At 51.4% G+C, this 21,872-nt stretch carries 21 protein-coding genes; 17 read left to right on the top strand and 4 right to left on the bottom strand.

Annotated elements, in window-relative coordinates; translation table 11 throughout:
* Window positions 1–2 precede the first annotated feature (2 nt).
* From dop to VVR27_RS07840, 12 genes are all read left to right on the top strand, one after another.
* Window positions 3–1,592: a depupylase/deamidase Dop gene (gene dop / locus VVR27_RS07785; RefSeq protein WP_368547828.1), complete on the top strand. Its 1,590-nt coding sequence runs from the start codon at window positions 3–5 to the stop codon at window positions 1,590–1,592.
* A gap of 50 nt (window positions 1,593–1,642) precedes the next feature.
* Complete coding sequence (locus VVR27_RS07790; RefSeq protein ID WP_251380068.1) at window positions 1,643–1,849, top strand: ubiquitin-like protein Pup; 207 nt, start codon at window positions 1,643–1,645, stop codon at window positions 1,847–1,849.
* 40 nt (window positions 1,850–1,889) lie between these two features.
* Window positions 1,890–3,323 (top strand): Pup--protein ligase, encoded by a 1,434-nt coding sequence (gene pafA / locus VVR27_RS07795; RefSeq protein WP_368547852.1) that lies wholly within the window; start codon window positions 1,890–1,892, stop codon window positions 3,321–3,323.
* A gap of 90 nt (window positions 3,324–3,413) precedes the next feature.
* Complete coding sequence (locus VVR27_RS07800) at window positions 3,414–4,445, top strand: FKBP-type peptidyl-prolyl cis-trans isomerase (RefSeq protein ID WP_409349943.1); 1,032 nt, start codon at window positions 3,414–3,416, stop codon at window positions 4,443–4,445.
* 19 nt (window positions 4,446–4,464) lie between these two features.
* Window positions 4,465–4,863, top strand: a complete 399-nt coding sequence (locus VVR27_RS07805; protein WP_346873029.1) for an FKBP-type peptidyl-prolyl cis-trans isomerase — start codon at window positions 4,465–4,467, stop codon at window positions 4,861–4,863.
* A gap of 61 nt (window positions 4,864–4,924) precedes the next feature.
* The gene (locus tag VVR27_RS07810; protein WP_368547830.1) at window positions 4,925–6,841 is read left to right on the top strand and encodes a helix-turn-helix transcriptional regulator; all 1,917 of its coding nucleotides are present in this window, start codon (window positions 4,925–4,927) and stop codon (window positions 6,839–6,841) included.
* 133 nt (window positions 6,842–6,974) lie between these two features.
* The gene (locus VVR27_RS07815) at window positions 6,975–7,307 is read left to right on the top strand and encodes a hypothetical protein (protein ID WP_368547831.1); all 333 of its coding nucleotides are present in this window, start codon (window positions 6,975–6,977) and stop codon (window positions 7,305–7,307) included.
* Window positions 7,297–7,557, top strand: coding sequence for a Sec-independent protein translocase subunit TatA (tatA, locus tag VVR27_RS07820; RefSeq protein WP_368547832.1), 261 nt, complete (start codon window positions 7,297–7,299; stop codon window positions 7,555–7,557). The genes VVR27_RS07815 and tatA overlap by 11 nt, the downstream gene beginning before the upstream one ends.
* A 109-nt stretch (window positions 7,558–7,666) precedes the next feature.
* Window positions 7,667–8,524, top strand: coding sequence for a twin-arginine translocase subunit TatC (gene tatC, locus VVR27_RS07825; RefSeq protein ID WP_368547833.1), 858 nt, complete (start codon window positions 7,667–7,669; stop codon window positions 8,522–8,524).
* A gap of 103 nt (window positions 8,525–8,627) precedes the next feature.
* Window positions 8,628–11,450 (top strand): DEAD/DEAH box helicase, encoded by a 2,823-nt coding sequence (locus VVR27_RS07830; RefSeq protein ID WP_368547834.1) that lies wholly within the window; start codon window positions 8,628–8,630, stop codon window positions 11,448–11,450.
* A gap of 32 nt (window positions 11,451–11,482) precedes the next feature.
* Window positions 11,483–12,559 (top strand): hypothetical protein, encoded by a 1,077-nt coding sequence (locus VVR27_RS07835; protein ID WP_368547835.1) that lies wholly within the window; start codon window positions 11,483–11,485, stop codon window positions 12,557–12,559.
* Between the two features lie 84 nt (window positions 12,560–12,643).
* Window positions 12,644–13,387: a polyprenol monophosphomannose synthase gene (locus VVR27_RS07840; RefSeq protein WP_368547836.1), complete on the top strand. Its 744-nt coding sequence runs from the start codon at window positions 12,644–12,646 to the stop codon at window positions 13,385–13,387.
* A gap of 79 nt (window positions 13,388–13,466) precedes the next feature.
* Here VVR27_RS07840 and VVR27_RS07845 read toward each other — a convergent pair whose 3' ends face one another.
* The 3 genes from VVR27_RS07845 to VVR27_RS07855 all read right to left on the bottom strand — a co-directional run bounded on the left by VVR27_RS07845 (window position 13,467) and on the right by VVR27_RS07855 (window position 15,487).
* On the bottom strand, window positions 13,467–13,805 hold the full coding sequence (locus tag VVR27_RS07845) for an RNA polymerase-binding protein RbpA (protein ID WP_368547837.1): 339 nt from the start codon (window positions 13,803–13,805) through the stop codon (window positions 13,467–13,469).
* 107 nt (window positions 13,806–13,912) lie between these two features.
* Complete coding sequence (locus VVR27_RS07850; protein ID WP_368547853.1) at window positions 13,913–15,004, bottom strand: SPFH domain-containing protein; 1,092 nt, start codon at window positions 15,002–15,004, stop codon at window positions 13,913–13,915.
* Window positions 15,005–15,037: 33 nt separating this feature from the next.
* Window positions 15,038–15,487: an NfeD family protein gene (locus VVR27_RS07855; RefSeq protein WP_368547838.1), complete on the bottom strand. Its 450-nt coding sequence runs from the start codon at window positions 15,485–15,487 to the stop codon at window positions 15,038–15,040.
* A gap of 198 nt (window positions 15,488–15,685) precedes the next feature.
* Between VVR27_RS07855 and VVR27_RS07860 the strand changes: the two genes are divergently transcribed.
* Window positions 15,686–16,072 carry a DUF3054 domain-containing protein gene (locus tag VVR27_RS07860; protein ID WP_368547839.1) on the top strand — a complete coding sequence of 129 codons (387 nt, stop codon included), beginning with the start codon at window positions 15,686–15,688 and terminating at the stop codon, window positions 16,070–16,072.
* Window positions 16,073–16,136: 64 nt separating this feature from the next.
* On the opposite strand, the gene trpD is transcribed toward VVR27_RS07860, so the two are convergent.
* Entirely contained in the window at window positions 16,137–17,183 is a 1,047-nt protein-coding gene (gene trpD, locus VVR27_RS07865) for an anthranilate phosphoribosyltransferase (RefSeq protein ID WP_368547840.1), read from the bottom strand.
* Window positions 17,184–17,387: 204 nt separating this feature from the next.
* On the opposite strand from trpD, the gene VVR27_RS07870 reads away from it, so the two are divergent.
* From VVR27_RS07870 to VVR27_RS07885, 4 genes are read left to right on the top strand one after another with little or no spacing between them, the layout of a single operon-like run.
* A complete protein-coding gene (locus VVR27_RS07870; protein WP_368547841.1) occupies window positions 17,388–18,026 on the top strand; it encodes a heme-copper oxidase subunit III in 639 nt (212 codons plus the stop codon).
* A gap of 53 nt (window positions 18,027–18,079) precedes the next feature.
* The gene (locus VVR27_RS07875; RefSeq protein ID WP_368547842.1) at window positions 18,080–18,874 is read left to right on the top strand and encodes a c-type cytochrome; all 795 of its coding nucleotides are present in this window, start codon (window positions 18,080–18,082) and stop codon (window positions 18,872–18,874) included.
* Window positions 18,875–18,923: 49 nt separating this feature from the next.
* Window positions 18,924–20,015, top strand: a complete 1,092-nt coding sequence (locus VVR27_RS07880) for a Rieske 2Fe-2S domain-containing protein (RefSeq protein ID WP_368547843.1) — start codon at window positions 18,924–18,926, stop codon at window positions 20,013–20,015.
* Window positions 20,015–21,679 carry a cytochrome bc complex cytochrome b subunit gene (locus tag VVR27_RS07885; RefSeq protein ID WP_368547844.1) on the top strand — a complete coding sequence of 555 codons (1,665 nt, stop codon included), beginning with the start codon at window positions 20,015–20,017 and terminating at the stop codon, window positions 21,677–21,679. Before VVR27_RS07880 ends, VVR27_RS07885 begins: the two co-directional genes overlap by 1 nt.
* The last annotated feature ends 193 nt before the right edge of the window (window positions 21,680–21,872 follow it).

Raw genomic sequence — 21,872 nt, forward strand, 5'->3', positions numbered from 1 at the left:
TGATGAGTGTTTCACGCATTATGGGGGCCGAAACTGAATACGGGGTTTTTGCACCCCAGAAACCAAGCGCTAACCCCACGGTTCTTTCAGCTTTCGTTGTTAACACTTACGACACGCTCTTTAAACAAGAGCTAGCTGCCCAGGTTGAAGCCCAGTGGGAGTATGCTTCAGAGACTCCCTTGGATGATGCCCGCGGCTTTAGCATGGCACGTCAGGACGCCCACCGGAGCCAACTCACTCATGAGTCTAGGGTGCTCACCAGCGAGGACATCGCGGCTGAGGCTCTGAGCCAGGCCGGTCACTTCGCCGAACGCATTGACTGGGATGCTGTCACTATGAACTCCATTTTGCCCAACGGTGCACGTTTTTATGTGGATCATGCCCACCCTGAGTACTCATCTCCCGAGACCAGTAACCCTCGGGACTGTGTCCTGTGGGACGCTGCGGGGGATTATATAGCGGCGCGGACCGTGGCTACGATTGAAGGCGTAGCGGCCACCGAGCAGTCGGCTATGCCAGTGGTTAACCTTTATAAAAACAACACCGATGGTAAGGGCCAGTCCTACGGTTCCCACGAAAACTACCTCCTGCCCAGAGACATAGACTTTGAAGCTCTAACTCAGGCTCTCTTACCCTTTTTTGCCACCCGTCAGATCATGACTGGGGCCGGCCGGGTGGGCATCGGCCCAGCTGGTGAAAAAGCTGGGTTCCAGATTTCCCAGCGAGCGGACTTCTTTGAACGAACCGTTGGTTTAGAAACAACCATTCGCCGCCCCATGGTTAACACGCGCGATGAACCGCACGCATCCAGCGAAAAGTACCGGCGACTTCACGTGATTTCTGGGGACGCAAATCTGGCGCACTATTCTAATCTGCTGAAGTTTGGAACGATGTCGCTGGTACTCAATCTCATTGAAGCGGGGGCAGCGCCGGTTATCGTCCTGGCTGACCCGGTTTCAGCTATGCATACGGTGAGCCATGACCTCACCCTAAGAGCTACACTGCCCCTAGCTGACGGGGGAGAGACGACTGCGCTGCATATTCAACGCAGTTACCTACAGGCTGCTCGATCCCTGGAAGAAACCCCAGATACTGCTACGGCCGAAGTGTTGGATTTGTGGGAAAACATTTTGGATGCGCTCGAACATGACCCCCTATCACTGGCTGGCACCCTCGACTGGGTGGCCAAGTATTCACTGATGCTGGGCTATATAAAGCAAGGCCTGGAGTGGAGTGACCCCAAACTTGCAGCCATTGATCTGCAGTATTCAGATGTCCGGCCCGGAAAGGGTCTCTACCATAAGCTGGTCGCTCTGGGGCGGCTGGGCACCATCTTTGACGAGTCACAGATTGCTGAGGCCGCTGCCAACCCACCGCGTGATACCCGCGCTTTTTTGCGCGGCAAACTGATTACTACCTGGCCGGACGAGGTGGTGGGGGCGAACTGGGATACGCTTTCAGTACGTAACCCTCTTTCGGTAGACCTGCACCGCTTGCAGATGGATGAACCTCTTGGCTTCAACGCTGAGGTGGTAGAACCTCATCTAGGCTTGGAGCATGCTGACCAGCTATTTGAAATCCTCAACGGCTAAAATTTATAACCGATACCATTCAGAGCAAGAACTTATAAGGAGATTCCACCGTGGAACGTCAACAACAGCAAGCTCAACAGCAGATGAGCTCCAGTGCGCCCCTTGAGCAGAGTCAGCTTCAAATTTCTCACCAGACCGCAGAGGTTAATCAGAACCTAGTGTCAGAAGTCGATGACATTCTGGCTGAAATTGACGGTCTTCTGGAAGAAAATGCTGAAGACTTCGTCAAGGGATTCGTTCAAAAGGGCGGCGAATAAAATACTGCCCTCATCGAAGAGGACGTAAAGAAGGGCAATGATGGAACGTAGAATCTTTGGTGTTGAAACCGAATTCGGAATCAGATATATCCCACGCGGGCTTGGGCCTCTTGCACCGGAGGAGGCGGCCCGTAGGCTCTTCAAACCTGTGGTTGATAGTTGGCGCTCCACCAATATCTTTTTGCCCAATGGCGGTCGTCTCTACCTTGATGTTGGTTCTCACCCTGAATATGCAACGGCCGAAACCGCTACCCTGCGTGATTTACTCGCTCACGATAAAGCCGGTGAATACCTCTTCAACGATTTGGTGAACCAGGCTCAGGATAACCTCGAAGCTGAAGGCTTTGACGGGCGGATTTTCCTTTTCAAGAACAACGTGGATTCAGCGGGTAACTCCTTTGGGTCGCATGAAAATTATATGCTTGAACGAAAAGTGGAATTTAGCAGACTGGTACGCTCGCTCATCCCTTTTCTGATTACACGTCAGATTATGGTCGGGGCGGGCAAAACTCACCCTTCCGGTCCGCCAGAGTGGTCCGGTCGTCCGCTGGGGCCTCAGAATGAACCTAGTTTTTCTTTCTCTCAGCGTGCCGACCATATCTGGGAAGGCTCCTCAACGGCGACAACGCGTGCCCGCCCCCTGATTAATACCCGTGATGAACCGCATGCTGACGCCTCACTCTACCGCCGTCTGCACGTGATTAACGGCGATTCGAATATGTCTCAGACAACCACTATGCTCAAGGTCGGTGCTACTGATCTTGTGCTGCGGATGCTTGAAGACTACTACCCCTTAGCTGACTTTGAAATCAGAGATGCTGCAACAGCTCTGCGGGTTATATCGCACGATATGACCGGTAGCGCCCGTTTTAGTCTTGCCGACGGTAGCGAGCGAAGCGCTGTAGAGATGCAACGTCACTACCATGCTGCGGCCTGTCAGTATGTTGAAGCTAAAGGTCCGCATCACGAGGATGTGCCTTATATCCTGGACCTGTGGGATCGAGCTTTGAAAGCCATCGAGACCGGGGATAGCAGCGGTATCGATACAGAAATTGATTGGGCCATTAAGAAACAGCTTCTGGACGCGTATATCAGCCGAGGCGCTAGCGGGTATGATGACCCCAAAATCCAGCAACTTGACCTTGCCTATCACGATATTGACCCTGACCGCGGGATTTATAATGTGCTGAATCGCAAGGGTCTCATTAAAACAGTGATATCGGAGTCTGAAATTGATCGGGCAACGATTGAGCCACCGGCAACTCGGGCTCGTATTAGGGGTAGTTTTATCAGCGCAGCCCGCGCGGCTGGTGAGCCTTTCACCGTAGACTGGGTACATCTTAAACTGAATAGCCGGCCCCAGCTCAGCGTGATGTGTAAAGACCCCTTTGCCGTAGAAAACGCAGAGGTAGCTTCCCTCATCGAAGAATTACAGCAAAAGAAATCTACGGTTTGGGCTCCTCCCTTTATCTAGAAAAGGGCCTCATAGCCGGCACCCAGCTTCCTCAGCTATGATAAACGGCGAGAAGTCCTGCGTCCGACGGGCGCTTCAACAATGAAAGAGATGTACGTGAAAAAGAAAACGACATATATCGCTACCGGTAGCGCTGTCCTTGCCCTGCTACTCAGCGCTTGCGGGGGCGGCTCGGGCGATAAGCTTGAAGACGTGGATTACTCCCTCAACGGGGCAACCGCTCAACCCTCAGCTTCCTTTGCGACTCCCTTCGCGGCATCCGGTACCGAAGCCCACATTGTTGAAGAGGGCACTGGCGATGAGATTGTAGATGGAGATACCATCCTCGTTGATGCAACCGTATTCAACGGTGCAGACGGTAGCTCTGTTGGTACTACGTATGCTGACGCTCCCATGGTCATTCCGGTCACTGATCAGCTCAAAGAAGCTGCACCGGAACTCTACGAAATACTCGCTGGGGCAAAAGTAGGAACTACTTTCTCCTACACCACCAATATTGATCAGGCGTCTACCTCAACAGCCGAGGCAACACCTACCGTATCCCCAGGAACCGCAACCAACGTTGAGGTTTACACCGTCACCAGCAAGCTCCTGAAATCAGCAGAGGGCGTGGAGAACGAAAAGAAGTCTTCAGCTCTGGAGGAATTTAGCGTAGGTGATGATGGTACACCCACTCTCAAGCTGGCGGAGGACCGTGGCGATGCGCCCACCGAGCTCTACACCGAGGATCTTATTACCGGTGAAGGCGCCGTCCTTGGTGAGAACGACACCGTTTACGCTAACTATGTAGGTGTCACCTGGTCAGACGGTGCTGTTTTTGATGAAAACTTCAGCACTCAGCCCCTTAGCTTCTCCCTCAACGGAGTTATTGAAGGCTGGAAGGAAGGTCTGAAGGGTAAGACAGTTGGCTCCCGAGTCCTGCTTCAGATTCCCAGCGAGCTAGCCTACGGTGAGGACGCTGCGGACTCAGGTGCCCCTGAAGGCGCCCTGGTGTTCGTAGTAGATATTCTTGGTTCATCACCGGCTCGTACTGCGGAGGCTGCCTCATCAGCACCTGCCGAGCCCAGTGATAACCCTGAAAGTACGCAGTCCCCTGAGGCAACTGCCTCAGCTTCGGAATAGAAATACCTAAGGAGTTTATATGTCATTTGGACAGCGAAACCTTGATCGCAGTAAGCCCGAAATCGACTTTCCCGAGGGTGGAGTTCCCCAGGAGCTAGTGATTATCGATGAAATTGAGGGCGCGGGCGAGACCGTAGAACGCGGATCCACGGTATCTGCACACTATGTTGGGGTAGCTTTCTCCACCGGTGAAGAATTCGATTCATCATGGAACCGCGGTGAACCTCTCCGTTTCCAGGTGGGTGTTGGAATGGTGATCCAGGGCTGGGATGACGGTCTGTTAGGTATGAAGGTTGGTGGGCGACGTCGTCTGGAGATTCCTTCCGAGATGGCTTACGGCTCACGTGGCGCTGGTGCAGCTATTGGCCCCGATGAAGCTCTCATCTTCGTGGTTGACCTAGTTGATGTCAGCAAGTAATTAGAACGCTCAGCGTGTTTAGTCCCCGGTTCTTAAGAACCGGGGACTATTTTAATGAGTAATGACTTCTAAAGCAGTTGAACGCGCTATTACGCTTCTTGATGTGCTGGTATCAGCCCCGCATGGTCTTGACCGTAACCAAATTCGCCACCGTGTACCTCAATACTCACAAGCTTCCAGTGAAGCAGCTTTTGAGCGTATGTTCGAAAGAGATAAGGATGTGTTGCGGTCGGTGGGGCTTGACCTTATCTCTCACCGTGTTCAACATTCAGAAGTAGGTTTTACCTATCGTGTTGAGACCGGTGACCGTCCATCCCTAACGCTGGGGCCTATTGATGTCTTACTTTTTTCCCATCTCAGCACGGCTTGGCAGGGCACGAGCCTTGAGCGCTACGCCTCATCAGCGATGCTTAAAGTAGGAGCACAAGCGGGGCTCAAGATGGGTGAACTACTGGGAAATACCCCTCGGTTCTCTGACGAAATTGGTCTCGTTGAATGCCTTGAAGCGACCGCTGAAGAAAAGGGTCTGAGCTTCCTGTACGGTACCTCTGCTCAGGTCCGCAAAATATCCTGCTGGGGTTTGGGCCTTAGATTTGGGCACTGGTACGTTTACGGTTGGGACAGAGACCGTAAAGCAGAACGTATCTTTCGGCTAGATCGTATGTCCGGCACCAAAATCCTTGCTACCAGTAGCTTTCCCGCGCCCCCGGATTTTTCTATGCAAGAGGCACTGAGCCGTGTCGGTTTTGCTGAGCTTCCGCTCGTTGCATCTCTGCCGCTCAAACATATTCATTCTTCGGAAGCGTGCACGGAGCTGCCCTCTTACTCACCGCTAGAATCTGCTGAGCGCGCTGTTCTCAACGGTGCAACTCATGAGCTCACTGAACAGCAACTAGCTTCGGTCAATGTTGATCGGGGTCAGCAGAGCCTTGTGATCGAGGCTGAAAGAAACCTGCGTACTGCTCTTGACCAACCACCTGAAGAAACACCGGGTGCTCTGCCCCACGATTTAGTGTGGAAGCCCGTCAGCGCGCAGCGCGAGCGAGAAACAGCCTCTCAACAACTCACACGAACTTTTATCATGCTCTCGCTCATCAGTTCCCGCGGAGGGATGGCGCTCTCCGACCTTTCTGATTACTTTGATCTGGCTCCGTCTAAAATACGGTCCAATCTGGAGGCTGTTGCTGCAAGCGTTACCTTCGGAGCCCTGTTCATCACTATCGATAGCGATGACTGGGTAACGGTCGACGGAAAAGTAGAAATGACCGGTGGGGCGCCACTGACAGCGGTAGAGACGGCAACGCTTTTACTGGCCATTAACCTCAACCATAGTTCTGAGCAACAGCTAATGCTTGACAGCTTAGCCATCAAGCTCAGTGAGAACTCTGCACAAACACAGCATTTTTGTCACCGGTTTTCTGTGTACTCAAATGACACGGTGGACGTGTTTCAGGAGGCAATAGCTTCAAAGGTTCCCTTGGAACTTACCTATAGTTCTTATCACGGGGTCAGTCAGAGAACGGTTGAGCCTCTCTCCTTAGTTAATAGAGACGGCCCTCGCTACCTTCGTGCCTGGTGCCGTTCAGCGCAGGACATACGTCATTTCAGGCTAGACCGCATTGGGGCTGTGCACGCACTCACTGATGACGCTTTCCAGTCTGAGCCTGTCGATGATACCGACTCCAGCCTTCATAGCTGGCGTCACCAGCTGGTCAATCAGCCTCATCGTGAAGCAACTTTGGTCGTCCCAGCTCATTTGCCGGCCACTCCACGCGCTAAAACTCAGTGGATTCTCGAGCAGTATGCCTCTCATATAGCCCAGCAGGCTGGGAACCACTTTTATAAGCTGCCGCTAGTAAATGAGATGTGGCTGTTTGAGCTCATCATCTCTCTAGGGGGCTGCGCCCAATTGCTTCAGCCATCCGACGTACGGCGGCGCTTTCAGCTGAGATTGGCTGGCAAAGAAGAAGACAGCTGAGCATAAATTAACTAAAAGAACCTTGGTAAGCTCGGTTCTGAGCAAGCCCACAGCCAAATATGTTCATGGCATCTCCATAACCGGATATATAATTGGTCGTATGCCTTGGTGGTTTTGGATAGTTTTATGGAGCGTGCTCGTATTGAGCTCGCTGTCCTTTCTAGCCTGGCTGCTGTGGCGCGTCCTGCGTAAGGGGTTAGCTACTTTCAAAGCTGTTGAAGAATGGGAAAATCTCATTAGTTCGCAGTTAGGCGACACCGCTGTGTCAACCGCTGTCAGAGGCCCGCAACCTGTGGCACTTTTCCAACCGGTGTCTGTTACAGCCCGCGAATTTACTCAAGGCGCACACCAACGAACGCTAGACCGTGCCCAGAGGCGTATTAAGCGCCGCGATCAGCTAGGTCAGCCCCAACTCATCGGAGATTTGCTCAGTAAATCTCAGAAAGGTGACGAACGTGCTCGGTAACCTCGGCCCCGTCCATCTGCTCATCCTCCTCATCATCATTATTCTTCTTTTCGGCGCACCTAAGCTTCCCGGTATGGCCCGTAGCCTGGGGCAGTCCATGCGTATTTTCAAATCTGAGGTTGATGGCCTCAAGAATGATGGAAAGAAAAATACTTCATCAACTACCACCAACGATGGCGTGGTTTCAGGTGAAGTTATTAATAATCCTTCATCCTCTGACCAGAACACCGGGTCACACCGCGCCGACTAAACAGCCTCGGCGCTCTATTTCAAGCGTTCGGGTTCCCTGAACCCGTGCTCCTTTGTCTATGAGCACGGGGTTCTGGGGCTCTAGGTTACACCGCTCATAAAAGGTAGGCATGGCTAAACCAAACAGTCGAAAGAATAACCCCCAAGCAACCATGGCTTTGGGCGAACACTTTCGTGAATTTCGCAACCGGCTCATCAAAGCTGCCCTTGCAACTCTTCTGTGTGCCATCGCAGGTTTTTTTCTTTATGACCCTTTCATTCAGGCCATCAGTGACCCTTTCACCGCAATTAATGAACAAGCGGGCCGTAACGCTACTCTCAACTATGCTTCTGTAGCTTCCCCCTTTGACCTGTTAGTTAGGATTTCGCTCTACATAGGGCTTGTGTTGGCCTGCCCAGTATGGCTGTATCAGCTGTGGGCATTCATCACTCCCGCTTTGTATAAGAGAGAAAAAATATACGCCGTCAGCTTTGTATTCAGCGCGGTTCCGATGTTTTTCTTCGGTATCTGGCTGGCCTGGGTTTGTCTGCCTACAGCTATTCGCACCCTACTAATGTTCAACCCAGAGGGCACTGATAATATCGTTGCAGCTGATGTCTATATTGGCTTCGTCGTCAAATTCATGCTGGTCTTCGGCATAGCTTTTGTGCTCCCTGTGCTTCTCGTAGGCCTTAACTTCATGGGTCTTTTGAGTGGTAAGACCATCAAGAAATCGTGGCGCTGGGTCATTGTACTCGTGGCCTTCCTCGCTGCGATGGCTGCTCCGGGCACAGATATTATGACCATGTTCTACCTCATGGCTCCTCTGCTCATTTTCTTCTTTGTTGCTGTTCTGATCTGTCTTTGGAACGACAAACGTCGAGCCAAAAAGCAAGCAAAACTTGCTGGTGGGCTCAGCCCGGACGAGCTGGACCAAGCTACCAGTTTTGATGACCTTCAGCATATGGGCAATACCAACCGCTTATAAAGCGCTGCCATTTACCCCAGTACCATTCGGTGCTGGGGTTTACTTTGTTCGCGGTGAGGAGGAAACAGCGGAAGAGAGGGCATCTGACGACTAGGATGGATGTATGGCAAGTTACGCTGAACAATATTTTGAAGCAAAAAAACGCAATGAGTATTCAAAGACTGAACTCTCAGTTTTTGAGAAGACCCTTGATTTTTCGATAGACCCGTTCCAGCGTGATGCCTGCTCGTCAGTTGAACAGGGCAGGGGAGTTCTTGTAGCGGCTCCAACTGGCGCTGGTAAAACAATCGTTGGTGAATTTGCTATCCATCTCGCTTTGAAACAGGGTAGAAAAGCTTTCTACACCACCCCCATCAAGGCTCTCAGTAATCAGAAATACAACGATTTAGTCGAAGTATACGGCAGCGAACATATTGGGTTGCTGACGGGGGACACTTCCATCAATTCTGAGGCTCCCATTGTCGTCATGACAACTGAAGTGCTTCGCAACATGATTTATGCTGAGTCAACCACCTTGAATAATCTTGGCTACGTTGTCATGGACGAGGTCCACTACCTGGCTGACCGTTCCCGTGGTGCTGTGTGGGAAGAAATCATCATCCACCTTCCTGAACATATTTCAGTAATTGCTCTTTCTGCAACTATTTCTAATGCCGAAGAGTTTGGTGCTTGGCTCGATACAGTGCGCGGGAAAACTGACATTATTGTTTCTGAACATCGCCCTGTTCCCCTGTGGCAGCACGTGATGGTGGGCAAGTCTCTACTTGACCTCTTTGACGGTGATACAACCGTTCAGGACGCCGCAGAATCCTCCGAGATGCCGGAGGTAAACCCTGAGCTACTAAGGATTGGGCGTGGGAGACCTTCCCGAGCCCGTCAGGAAAAGTCCTTCTCCCGTATGGGGCGGGGCAAGCAACGTCATACCCAGGAATACCACCGTAGTCGCGAGCGCGACAGCGGCTTATCTGCCCCAGCGAGAGGCTCTAGGGTGAGCAGGCCGGAGATGATTGCTACCCTGGATAAAAACGGTCTTCTACCCGGAATTTGCTTTATTTTTTCCAGGGTGGGGTGCGACGCTGCGGTAGCCCAGTGTATCGATGCTGATGTGCGGCTTACCACCGATGCTGAAGCGCAGACTATCCGCGCCTATGTCGCCGAGGCGACGGCGTCTTTGGATATCAAGGACTTAGCGGTGCTGGGGTTTTATGAGTGGCGTGAGGGGTTAACTCGGGGTATTGCTGCTCATCATGCGGGCCTTTTGCCAGTCTTCAAAGAGGTAGTTGAAACCCTATTTTCTGAAGGTCTAGTACGTATGGTTTTCGCTACCGAAACCCTTGCCCTGGGTATCAATATGCCAGCTCGTTCAGTGGTACTGGAAAAACTGACTAAATTCAATGGCGATACCCACGTCGATATAACCCCCGGTGAGTACACTCAATTGACGGGCCGAGCGGGGCGCCGGGGAATCGATATTGAAGGCCACGCAGTGGTGATGTGGCGGCCCGGACTGGAGCCTCAACAGGTTGCAGGTTTAGCGTCCAAGCGAACCTATCCACTGAATTCTTCTTTCAAACCTACCTATAATATGAGTGCAAATTTGCTGGCTCAGTTTGGTGCTGAGCGTACCAAGAAGATTCTTGAGTCGTCCTTTGCCCAGTTCCAGGCTGATAAATCTGTAGTGGGAATTGCGCAGCGGGTTAGAAAGAATGAGCGTACTTTAGCCGGTTTTGAGGAGGCGATGACCTGTCACCTGGGTGATTTTACAGAGTACGCCAGCATCCGTAGGGACCTGAAAGATCTAGAGAAAAATCTTGAAAAGGGTCGTAATAGGTTGCGGCAGTCACAGGCGCGTGCTTCGCTGCTTGATCTGATGCCCGGAGATATCATCGATATACCTCGCGGGCGTAACAGCGGCCCGGCAGTGGTGCTAGCACGAGCTGAGTCTTTTGACGATCCCAAGCCGTCCATCCTTACGATGGACGCTCATTTGCGCAGGCTTGATTCTCGTGACCTTGAAGGCCCCATTCTGCCCATCTCAAAAATCAAGGTCTCTAAAAAGTTCACGGGGAAGACAGCTAAAGATCGTAGGGATATGGCGTCGCGAATGCGGGAGGCCTTGTACCAGGGGTTGCCTGCTCGCGAGAAATCTCAAAAGCGATACTTTACGGAGCGAGAAGATGGGGAGACAGCCCGGCTTGAAAATCTGAGAAAACAGCTGAGGCAGCACCCTTGTCATGGCTGTTCAGACCGTGAGCATCATGCCAGGTGGGCTGAACGCTGGTATAAACTATCGCGTGATACCGACGGTCTGCGTCAGCAGATTGAGCGTCGGACCAACACCATTTCTCAAATTTTCGAGCGGATTACTGCTCTTCTTACTGCCTATAACTATGTTGAGGTGACTGAACAGGGAAGCCGCCAGCTTACTCAGCAGGGGAGTACCCTGCGCCGTATCTATGGCGACAAGGATTTGTTGACCGCCCTTTGCCTAGCAGATGGCTTTTTGGATGAATTAGATCCCGCAGCAACGGCTGCCGCTATTTCGGTGATGGTCTTTGAGGCTAAGAGGGATGAGCAGAACATTCTGCGGAAGTATCCCACCAGAGAGTTGGAGCCTGCATTGATGAAAGTGGTGAAGCACTGGAGCAAGCTGACCGATGCTGAGAAACTTCACCGACTGCCTCAGACTACTACACCGGACTTTGGCATGGTGTGGCCGATCTACAAATGGGCTCGTGGGCAGTCGCTAGCTTCGGCTATTGATGGCACAGACCTGGCCGCAGGTGATTTTGTGCGGTGGACTAAACAGGTCATTGACTCACTAGACCAGATAGCTCACGTATCAACGGCTGAACCCCAACTTCGCACTCAGTGTGAAGCAGCCATCAATCTCTTACGACGCGGCGTTATCGCAGATCAGATTTAGACGTTTCCACATTCTCTTTGAAGGAGGGCCTTATGGCTGCTCAAGTATTTTTAGATGGCTCTGTCTATAGCCCCGTGGATCCCTTTGCCACAGCCCTGGTAATGAACGAGGGTGCGGTTGAATGGGTTGGGCAGGACGCTGGAGCCCGTTCCATTCTTGATGAAAGCATGCAAAGCATCGAACTAGGAGGAGCACTTGTCGTTCCGACCTTTTCGTTAGCTGCAGCAGCCGTATCATCGGTAGAAGATGCCAAGGAGCTTCTATCTGTTTGTCGGTCACAAGGCTACGGGGAAGTCAACCTCTTTAGTAAACACAATTTTCTGAGCGAGAATGCTACTGGTTCGGAGCTTAAGATTAACACTTATCTTTCGGCAGAAGCACTGCTAAACCCCTCAGAGCTACCGACCAATATCAAAGGTGTATATTTCACTGAGGATTCTTTGAAACACCTATCCCTGCTAACCGTAGCGGTGGAGCATCAACTGATCGTTTCGGGAGCTTTCACTACCAGCAGCTCTGTCAAAGTATTTCTAGACAAAGTTTCATCTCTCGAACCTCTCGACCGTCTGCGAATCGCCCCGCGTCTGGACGGCATCTTTTCTCTCGAAGATGATCTCATTGATGTAGCACGGTCCCTTCATGTGACCTTGGGCTTTTCATCCGATTACGCTTCGGCAGGTGATAGCCTCTCGAGAGCTCTATCCAGCGGTGCTGCTGTTACCCTGGGCTCTGATCCTTTGGCTAAGACTGCGGCGTTCGGCTGGGACTTAGTCAGCGATGCTGTGAACGCACCTGAACATCAGGCAATCTCGGCACGTGCGGCTTTCCAAGCACTAACCCGTGGTGTTCAACGCGCCAACGGTGTATCTTCACCCTTGGCAGGTCAACTTGTACCGGGTGCTCCAGCTAACTTTGCCCTGTGGAATGTGACTGAGCTGATGGTTCAAACTCCGGACTCGCGTATCTCAGCTTGGAGTACCGACCCCAGGGCCAGAACACCGCTGTTGCCAGCTCTATCACCTGATGTTGATCGCCCAGTTCTATCATCTGTTTACCTAGAGGGTAAAGCTCTTAAAAACATAGGTCCAACTGAGCTATGTGAGGATTAATGTAAAGCTCGACGGTAACTATATAATGAGAAGTCGGTTGATAAAACCGTGCAGCCCGCCCTAAGGGACTAACCAAGGAGAACTATGCGAGTCTTGACGATCATTCCTACCTACAACGAGAAGGAAAACCTTCCGCGTGTGGTAGAAAGGCTCCGTGTTGCTGTACCCGACTGCGATATTCTCGTCGTTGATGACAATAGCCCCGATGGAACAGGCAAGCTTGCTGATGATATGGCTGCCTCCGATCCACAGATTCACGTGCTGCACCGTACCACCAAGGACGGTTTAGGTGGAGCCTACCTAGCAGGTTTTGACTGGGGTTTGGCTGAAGCGTATGACGTCTTAGTAGAAATGGACGCAGACTGTTCACACCAACCCGAGCAACTTCCCTTGCTGCTGCGCGCAATCGAGAATGGAGCCGATCTAGCAATTGGGTCAAGGTATGTTCCCGGCGGTAAGACCAAGAACTGGCCAGCGCATCGTCTGCTTCTTTCACGAGGAGCTAATCTCTACACCCGCCTTATTCTGGGCACCAAGATTAAAGACATCACTGCCGGCTATCGTGCTTACACCCGAGAAGCCTTGCAGCGTCTTAACCTTGACGGCATCGACTCAAAGGGCTACGTATTCCAGGTAGATTTGGCATGGCGTTCAGAACAGGCCGGCCTAAAGATTCAGGAAGTTCCAATTACGTTTATTGAGCGAGAAATTGGTAGTTCAAAGATGGACGGCAACATCATTTTTGACTCCATGAGTAAGGTGACCCGCTGGGGTCTATCCTCTCGTTTTGAAGGAGCAAAGAGCAAAATCTCAGACCTGAGAAAGTAAGCCGTTTAGCTTCTCCGTGAAAGTTTGAAGCCCCTTACCTAACAGGTAAGGGGCTTCAAGTGTATAAAATTACTGATTTCTAGATGGCGTGACGCTCACGGTAGATATCTAGACGCTGTTGCAGAGTCTCTTCTAATTCCTCGACACTCCGGCGTTCCAGAAGCATATCCCAGTGAGTACGTACTGGCTTTTCGTTGCTCTCCTCAACCTTGCCGTCTCCAGAGACAAGGAAGGCTTCCTTGCCTGACTTAGCGGGCCATGTTGCCGGGATTTCAGCTTCCTGAGCGAAGGTTACAAATAGACGTTCGCCATCTTCAGTGCGGTACTCCACGCGCTGGCGAGGTGCCGGCTCAACGCCAGATTCGGTTTCCATTGACTGAGAACCAAGACGCATTCCGCGAAGGCTGCGATCGCTCATTATTTTCCTCCAAAAAGATGACTGTATGTCTGAAGTGCATAACGGGTATGCAGCACGGGTTTATTCCCGTTTAAGACCAAACTCTAATTATAGCCGGGCGAGAAGTTTTAGCGAGTCGAATCATCGATAGCGCTAGTCGTTTCTGTTGCAGTGTCAGTAGGTATTTCAATACCTGAATCTAACTTATCCAGATTAGGGTTGAGATCCTCTTCAGTAATCCGAACAACGGGAGTATCAACGATGGGGGAGACCGGTGCTGATTCGTCAGTCTGTTCCTCTACGTCTGGTCCTAGGTTGCCAGGGGTGAAAGCATTTCCGATGCCGCGCAGAGCGTCACCGAGTTCGGTGGGGATGAACCACAGCTTATTAGCATCGCCCTCAGCAAGCTTGGGCAGAGTCTGCAGGTACTGGTAAGTCAACAGTTTCTGGCTGGGGTTAGATGAATGAATGGCATGGAAGACCTTTTGAATGGCCTGCGCTTCACCGTCTGCACGGAGAATAGCTGATTTAGCGTCACCCTCTGCAGTTAGGATCTGAGACTGCTTTTCACCTTCAGCACGAAGAATGGCTGCACGAGAATCACCCTCAGCGGTTAGAATCTGAGACTGCTTCTGACCTTCGGCAGTAAGGATAGCTGCACGGCGATCTCGTTCAGCGCGCATCTGCTTCTCCATGGAATCCTGAATGGAATGTGGAGGCTGAATTTCTTTAATATCAACGCGGGAAACACGGATGCCCCAACGTCCGGTCGTAGTATCAAGTACGCCGCGAAGTTCGGTGTTGATCTTGTCTCGTGAAGTCAGAGTTTCTTCAAGGTTCAGTCCACCGACGACGTTACGGAGAGTAGCGCTGGTAAGTTCATCTACAGCGTGAATGTAGTTGGTGATTTCATAGGTTGCTGCTTTGGGATCAGTGACCTGAAAGTAGACAACAGTATCAATACCTACGACGAGATTATCTTCAGTGATTACAGATTGGGCTGGGAAAGAGACAACCTGCTCACGCAAATCGATGAGGGGGAGTACTCGGTCAACAAAGGGAACTGTCACGTGGAAGCCGGGGTTCAGTGTTGTGTGGTATTTACCCAAACGCTCCACGATTCCAGCGCGAGCCTGGGGGATGATACGTACCGCTTTGAGCAAAACGGTAATCACCAAGATGATGAGGGCAATCAGTATGATTGCAACCGTTAAATTAATGATTGACACGGGGATTTCCTTTCGAAATGGGGGTTAGAGGGCTGTTAGGTAGGCTGTGGCGCCTTTGATGGCCGTAACTCGGGCGTTAGTGCCAGAGGGTAGAACCATTTCGGGGCTGGAGGGCCTAGCGGTCCAGGTATCACCGGCAAGCGTCGCTAAACCGGCTGTTGAAGTTACTGTTTCAGTCACTAAAGCGGTCTGGCCCACCAAACCATCGGCGTTCATCGGAGTATCCGGTGAACTTTGATGAAATTTTTTGATGAGCGGTGGCCTTAAACCGAGCAAAAGGGAGATGCTAACCGCCGCGAAGATGACTACCTGAGCCACAATAGAATCAACCCAAACAGAGCTGCCGGCAGTAGCCAGGGCAGCAACAGCCATCATCAGGAACACGAAGTCCAACATCAAGATTTCGATGATGCAGAGAATAATTGCAATGGCTAGCCACAGAGCCCACAGGTTGTCCGAAAACCATTCGATCATGTATACCTCCTGTGAAGATTAGGGATATTTCTATTCTCTATGAACTTGATGAAGAGAACCTATGATTACACCCGTGGTTCAGATGAAATATGGCTATTTCTGGGCTGTGCTGAAACGCCGATAATATACATTATGTAAAGTAATGTTTTTGAACGCTCCCCTCACCCCGGGATACGTCAGTGGACTAAAGTAATTAATATGCCTCTATCATCTTCAACCAAACAGCTTCCAAATCAGTTTTTACGTTTGTGTATCGACGTGGCGCTCGTTCTAATATTTATTGCTATCGGTCTAATGAGCCACGGCGAAGACCTTAGCGATATCCTCAGAGCGTCGGCGCCTTTCCTGACATCTGCGCTTTCTGCCCATATTCTGATCTGGGTCATCAATACCCGCAGAGACCTCCCATTAATGGCAGAAGCAATTATTGCCTGGAGCATTACCCTGGTCGTCGGCATGGCTCTACGAATCAGCTTTGGTGATACCGCAGCAACAGCATTCGTTATCGTTTCTACCCTGACGCTTTTTGTTTTCTTGGTCGGATGGCGACTCATTATCATTTTCGTTGGGCGTAGTCGTCGGTAGTAGTTATCTGAAAAAGGGAGTCCTACGCTGTTGTAAGACCCCCTTTTTCCTTAACTCTCAACCATTACTTGTTTGCGCTATAAGATACCCATTTTTCAAGAACCTGCAGGGCCTTGCCACTATCAATGGCTTCCCTGGCTCTTCCAATTCCTTCAGCAAACCGCTGGTCGAAACTTATGCCTTCAACCGGGCTATAGGCAGTAATTGCAGCAGCTGCGTTTAGCAACACAGCGTCCAGGATGGGCCCCACGGACCCCTTCAAAGTTTCATGTACTACTTGAGCGTTATGTTTTGCATCGCCACCGCGCAGGTCGCCCATCACACCTAAGGGAAAACCACAATCTTCTGGGTTTAGTTCGTAAGCAGTAACTTCTCCATCGAAAGTTTCCCATACATATGAAGCGCCAGTAATTGTAATCTCATCCAGTCCATCAGAACCCCGCACAATGAGTGCATGGTCCCCTCTTGATGCAAAAACTTGAGCAATACGTTCAGCCATCTCATGATCTGCGACACCAATAGCTGAAGATCTAACCTGTGCAGGGTTAGTCATGGGGCCAAGGTAGTTAAATGCAGTGGGTACCCCTAAGGCTTTTCGTGTGGGGGCCACATGTTTCATGGAAGGGTGGAATATCTGAGCAAAGAGGAAAGTGATTCCAACTTCTGATACAGCTTGAGCAACATCTTTAATGCTCATGTTGAGGTTGACACCTAGTGCTTCAAGAACGTCTGCACTACCGCTAGATGAAGAAGAAGCTCTGTTTCCGTGTTTAATGACAGGAATACCGGCCCCGGCAACTACTAGCGAGGCCATGGTTGAAATATTGACGGTGTTTTGCTGGTCTCCCCCGGTGCCTACAACATCTACTGCCGATGAGGTCACCTCAATAGGTTCTGCCTTCTCAATCATGCCTTGAGCAAGTGCTTGAAGCTCCTCAGGAGTTTCACCCTTAACATGAAGTCCAACTAGAAATGCACCAATGATCGCTTCGGGCGTCACCCCGCTCATAATCTCATCCATAGCCCAAGAAATTTCATGAGATGTGAGATCATGTTGGGCGGTGAGACGATTTAGTATGTGTTTCCAGGATAGGTCTGTTGAATTAAGCATTCACCCAGTCTATGGCGCTTATAGGTAATCTCTCCCCCATGACCCGGTTTGTTGACAGGGAGAGCGGTGACTTCTTCGTGCGCTTCGACATAACTGCGTAACACCGCCTTCAAATAGGGCATTTTACGCAGGATTTACAACACACCCCACGACAAACAGCCCCGCCTATTGGTTCATGGCGAGTTTTACAGACATAATGTCTATGTGACAACTGCAACCCATACTCCAAGTAAGTCGGCTCATGCCGCTCTAAATCGACCAAACCAGGTAGCCGTGGGCACCGTGATTTGGTTAGCTTCTGAGCTCATGTTTTTTGCCGGCCTGTTCGCCATGTACTTCACGCTTCGTGCTTCACGCCCCGATATTTGGGCTGAGAACACACCCCTGCTTGAAGTCCCGCTCGCTCTCGCTAACACCATCGTGTTGGTCTTGAGTTCCGTTACCTGCCAGTTCGGTGTTTTTAAAGCTGAACAGCTAAAGCCCCGTCGTACCGGTTCCATCTTTGACATTCGCCAGTGGGGAATGATCGAGTGGTTCCTTCTTACCTTCATCATGGGTGCGTTCTTCGTATCCGTGCAGGCTTACGAATATGCCAACCTTGTTTCCGAAGGCATTACTATTGCTTCAAGCGCTTACGGTTCTGCTTTCTACATCACCACCGGCTTCCACGCCCTCCACGTGACTGGCGGTCTTATCGCGTTTCTGCTGATTATTGGCCGCGCGTATGTTGCCAAGCGTTTTGGCCATTACGAAGCAACTTCAGCAATCGTTGTTTCTTACTACTGGCACTTTGTTGACGTCATCTGGATCGTATTGTTCCTGGTCGTCTACTTCCTCAAGTAAGCCAATCGCTAAATTAACCATCCATAACTAGCACACACTAAGGAACAAACAACGTGAAGGCACTTTCTCAAAAGCGGCGCCATCCGCTCGCAGCTCTTGTGTTGCTTGCCCTTGCTCTGCTTCTCTCCGGTGGCCTCTATGCAGTTGCCACAGCTACTAACGAAGCCCAGGCTGCAACAAGCACCTCCTACAGCGCTGAAGATATCGCAGAGGGCCAGAAGCTTTTTGTATCTAACTGCGCAACCTGTCACGGAACCAACGCAGAAGGCTCAGTAGACGGCCCCTCACTCATTGGTGTTGGTGCCGCTGCTGTTGATTTCCAGGTTGGAACCGGTCGTATGCCTATGCAGATGCAGGGCGTTCAGGCTCAGCTTAAGCCCGGGCAGTTCAACGACGAGCAGACGATGCAGCTTTCAGCTTATGTAGCTTCACTCGGTGCAGGCCCCGCCATTCCTGAGGACGAATACCTCGATGTTTCCAAAGGCGATGCAGCTAACGGTGCAAAGGTATTCCTAGCAAACTGCGCTATGTGCCATAACGCTGCTGGCGTTGGTGGCGCTCTTACTCGCGGTAAGTATGCCCCCACCCTGATGGGCGTATCAGAGAGGCACATCTACGGGGCAATGTTAACCGGGCCTCAGAATATGCCCGTTTTCAGTGATGTAAACATCACCCCTGAAGAAAAGCGCGATGTGATTACCTACCTGAAGTCTCAGGAAGTAAATACCCCCGTTGGTGGTTTCGCTCTAGGCTCGCTTGGCCCCGTGTCTGAAGGTCTTTTGATCTGGACTCTCGGTCTCGTGATTGTCATTGCATTCACCCTATGGCTCACATCACGAGCTGCATAAGCTTTAGCACACACATAAATTTCGTACCAAGGAAGATTTGAGGCAACACATGGGAAACCATAGTGACGGCGTAAAGGCTCATACCTCTGCCGTAGTTACCTCTCAAGAGGCAAGTCAGGAGAGGTTCCCCGATCCGGGACTTCCCCCGCACGCTCCACGTCTGACCGACGTGGATTCTAAAAAAGCCAAAGGTGCTGAGCGACAGGTAGTTCTACTATTCGTCATCTCAATACTCGGCTCCCTGCTGTTCTGGGTTGGATACTTCGGTATCGAGGTCAGCGGCAACTTCTACGATGTCATGAACCCCGAAGCTAACAAGATGCTTCGTTTGCAGAACCTGCTCATGGGTCTTGGCGTCGCTTTCGCGATGTTCGGTATTGGTATCGGCATCGTCCATTGGGCACGGTCACTCATGCCTGACCATGAGATGGTCGAAGAGCGTCATGCGGTTACTTCTGAAGAGGACCGCGCAGAGGCTCAGGAAATCATGGAAACTATCATCGAAGAAACCGGTATTAAGCGTCGCCCTCTGCTGCGTAATACCCTCATCGGTTCGGTTATCCTCGCTCCCCTGACTTTTGTCACCCTCTTCCGTGATCTGGGCCCTGCTGATCCGTCAGTACTCAAGTACACCATGTGGGACGAAGGTGTCCGTCTCGTTCGTGACCCCTCAGGTACTCCTATCAAAGCTGCTGATGTAACCCTCGGATCTGCTTACCACGTTCTGCCCGAGACCCTTTCAACCCTTACCCACGAAAATGGGTACTTGGAAGAAAAGGCTAAGTCAGTTGTATTGTTGATGCGTCTCGATCCCAGCGAACTCAACGTTTCTGAAGGCCGTGAAGACTGGAACGTAGACGGCATCATCGCCTACTCAAAGGTCTGCACCCACGTTGGCTGCCCCATCGCTCTCTATGAGCAGCGCACCCACCATCTGCTGTGCCCCTGTCACCAGTCAACTTTCGATGCTGCTAACGAATGTGAAGTTGTTTTTGGTCCCGCAGCTCGCGCTCTGCCTCAACTTCCCATCCGAGTTGACTCGGAAGGCTACCTGGTCGCACAGAGCGACTTCCACGAGCCTGTCGGTCCCGGTTACTGGGAACGCGCAAAGCACGTTAAAGAAATGGCAGGTGAAGCATAATGTCGCACTCACTGCAGTCCGATTACAAAGCTAAGACAACAACAGGGCGCATTGCTCACTACGTTGATCAGCGCGTAGGCGTATCTGGCATCGTCAAAGAATTTGGCCGTAAGATCTTCCCTGACCACTGGTCATTCATGTTCGGTGAAGTTGCTCTGTACAGCCTCGTCATCTTGATTTTGTCAGGAACCTTCCTGACCTTCTTCTTCAACCCCACCATGGTTTCGGTGACCTACGACGGTTCATATGTCCCCATGAAGGGTGTACACATGTCAGGTGCTTACGCATCTACCCTGGACATCTCCTTCGATGTACGCGGCGGTCTGCTCATGCGCCAGATTCACCACTGGGCAGCCCTCATGTTCATGATGGCCATGACCGTGCACATGTTGCGTGTGTTCTTCACCGGCGCTTTCCGCCGTCCTCGTGAACTCAACTGGGTTGTTGGTGCAACGCTGATGATTGTTGGCATTCTTGCTGGCTTTACTGGCTACTCACTTCCCGATGACGTTTTGTCAGGCAACGGCCTTCGTATTATCGACGGTATCTTCAAGTCGATTCCGCTCATCGGTACCTACATTTCACTATTCTTCTTCGGTGGTGAATTCCCCGGCTCCGCAATCATTAGCCGTCTCTACAGCCTTCACATCATGGTGATCCCCGCAATTCTGCTTCTGCTAGTTGCTATTCATATGTTCATGGTGGTCATCCACAAGCACACTCAGTACCCTGGCCCAGGACGTACTGAGAACAATGTGGTTGGTTTCCCCGTTGGACCCGTATATGCAGCTAAAGCCGGTGGCTTCTTCTTCATTGTCTTCGGTATTATTGCGCTCCTTAGTGCAACCTTTACTATCAATGCATTGTGGAACTACGGCCCCTACGATCCCTCCCCTGTTCAGGCTGGTACCCAGCCCGACTGGTACGTAGGATTTGGTGACGGTGCACTGCGTTTGTGGCCTGGCGTATGGCCATTCCCCTGGGAATTTGAATTCTTGGGTGGAACCTGGGTGCTTAGCGTTCTGCTCCCCTTCGCTCTCATGGCGGGCAGCGTCATAATGGCTATGGTCTTCTGGCCTTGGATTGAGCGGTGGGTTACTAAGGACAACCGAGTTCATAACGTTCTCGATCGTCCTCGAAACGCTCCTTTCCGCACTGGTGTAGGCGTTGCAGGTATCATCGGTTACGGAACCCTTATGATTGCAGCGAGCTCAGACCTTATTGCAACACACTTCCACGTTTCGTTGAACGATGTTGCTTACGCGCTGCGCGCAGGTTTCCTGGTAGGTCCTCTCATCGGCTTCTACATCACTCAGCGTATTTGTCTGGCACTGCAGCGTAAGGATCGCGAACTGGTTCTTCACGGCATTGAGACCGGTAATGTGGTGCAGCTGCCCCACGGTGAATTCATCGAAGTTCACAAGCCTGTTGATGAATACCGTCGTTACGCTCTCGTCGATTTCGAGTCGCCCGCCCCCCTCCCGGCTCAGCCGAACAAGAAGGGTAAGATCTCTCCCATCGAGAAAATTCGAGCTGGTCTTTCAAAGATTTGGTTTGAAGATCGCGTTGTAGCTGTGACTCCTGCTGAGCTCGAAGCAGCTCACCATGATCACCACAGTGACCACACTGTTGAGGGTAGCGTTTCAGCTTCTCTTGAAAAGTAAATAAGCGGTTGTAGCTAGATGCGGGGCACCTTACGGAGGTGCCCCGCATTTGTTTTTAAAAATGTTTACTATTTTGGTGGGAATTAGGTGTGTTGATTATAAGAGCCCTGCCCCGCCGGTGATTGGCTCTTCCTGAGCTGTCCTGAGCTGTCCTGAGCTGTCCTGAGCTGTCCTGAGCTGTCCTGAGCTGTCC

This window comes from Rothia sp. LK2492 (assembly GCF_040946345.1).
In the GTDB taxonomy this organism is placed as follows: domain Bacteria; phylum Actinomycetota; class Actinomycetes; order Actinomycetales; family Micrococcaceae; genus Rothia; species Rothia endophytica.

Excerpts from the sequence above, each read along its gene's own strand:
- tatC (WP_368547833.1), top strand. The coding sequence starts at position 7,667 with ATGGCTAAACCAAACAGTCGAAAGAATAACCCCCAAGCAACCATGGCT.
- VVR27_RS07800 (WP_409349943.1), top strand. The coding sequence starts at position 3,414 with ATGTACGTGAAAAAGAAAACGACATATATCGCTACCGGTAGCGCTGTC.
- VVR27_RS07880 (WP_368547843.1), top strand. The coding sequence starts at position 18,924 with ATGGGAAACCATAGTGACGGCGTAAAGGCTCATACCTCTGCCGTAGTT.
- trpD (WP_368547840.1), bottom strand. The coding sequence starts at position 17,183 with ATGCTTAATTCAACAGACCTATCCTGGAAACACATACTAAATCGTCTC.
- VVR27_RS07855 (WP_368547838.1), bottom strand. The coding sequence starts at position 15,487 with ATGATCGAATGGTTTTCGGACAACCTGTGGGCTCTGTGGCTAGCCATT.
- VVR27_RS07845 (WP_368547837.1), bottom strand. The coding sequence starts at position 13,805 with ATGAGCGATCGCAGCCTTCGCGGAATGCGTCTTGGTTCTCAGTCAATG.
- dop (WP_368547828.1), top strand. The coding sequence starts at position 3 with ATGAGTGTTTCACGCATTATGGGGGCCGAAACTGAATACGGGGTTTTT.
- VVR27_RS07810 (WP_368547830.1), top strand. The coding sequence starts at position 4,925 with ATGACTTCTAAAGCAGTTGAACGCGCTATTACGCTTCTTGATGTGCTG.
- VVR27_RS07885 (WP_368547844.1), top strand. The coding sequence starts at position 20,015 with ATGTCGCACTCACTGCAGTCCGATTACAAAGCTAAGACAACAACAGGG.
- VVR27_RS07830 (WP_368547834.1), top strand. The coding sequence starts at position 8,628 with ATGGCAAGTTACGCTGAACAATATTTTGAAGCAAAAAAACGCAATGAG.
- pafA (WP_368547852.1), top strand. The coding sequence starts at position 1,890 with ATGGAACGTAGAATCTTTGGTGTTGAAACCGAATTCGGAATCAGATAT.
- VVR27_RS07840 (WP_368547836.1), top strand. The coding sequence starts at position 12,644 with ATGCGAGTCTTGACGATCATTCCTACCTACAACGAGAAGGAAAACCTT.
- VVR27_RS07860 (WP_368547839.1), top strand. The coding sequence starts at position 15,686 with ATGCCTCTATCATCTTCAACCAAACAGCTTCCAAATCAGTTTTTACGT.
- VVR27_RS07805 (WP_346873029.1), top strand. The coding sequence starts at position 4,465 with ATGTCATTTGGACAGCGAAACCTTGATCGCAGTAAGCCCGAAATCGAC.
- VVR27_RS07835 (WP_368547835.1), top strand. The coding sequence starts at position 11,483 with ATGGCTGCTCAAGTATTTTTAGATGGCTCTGTCTATAGCCCCGTGGAT.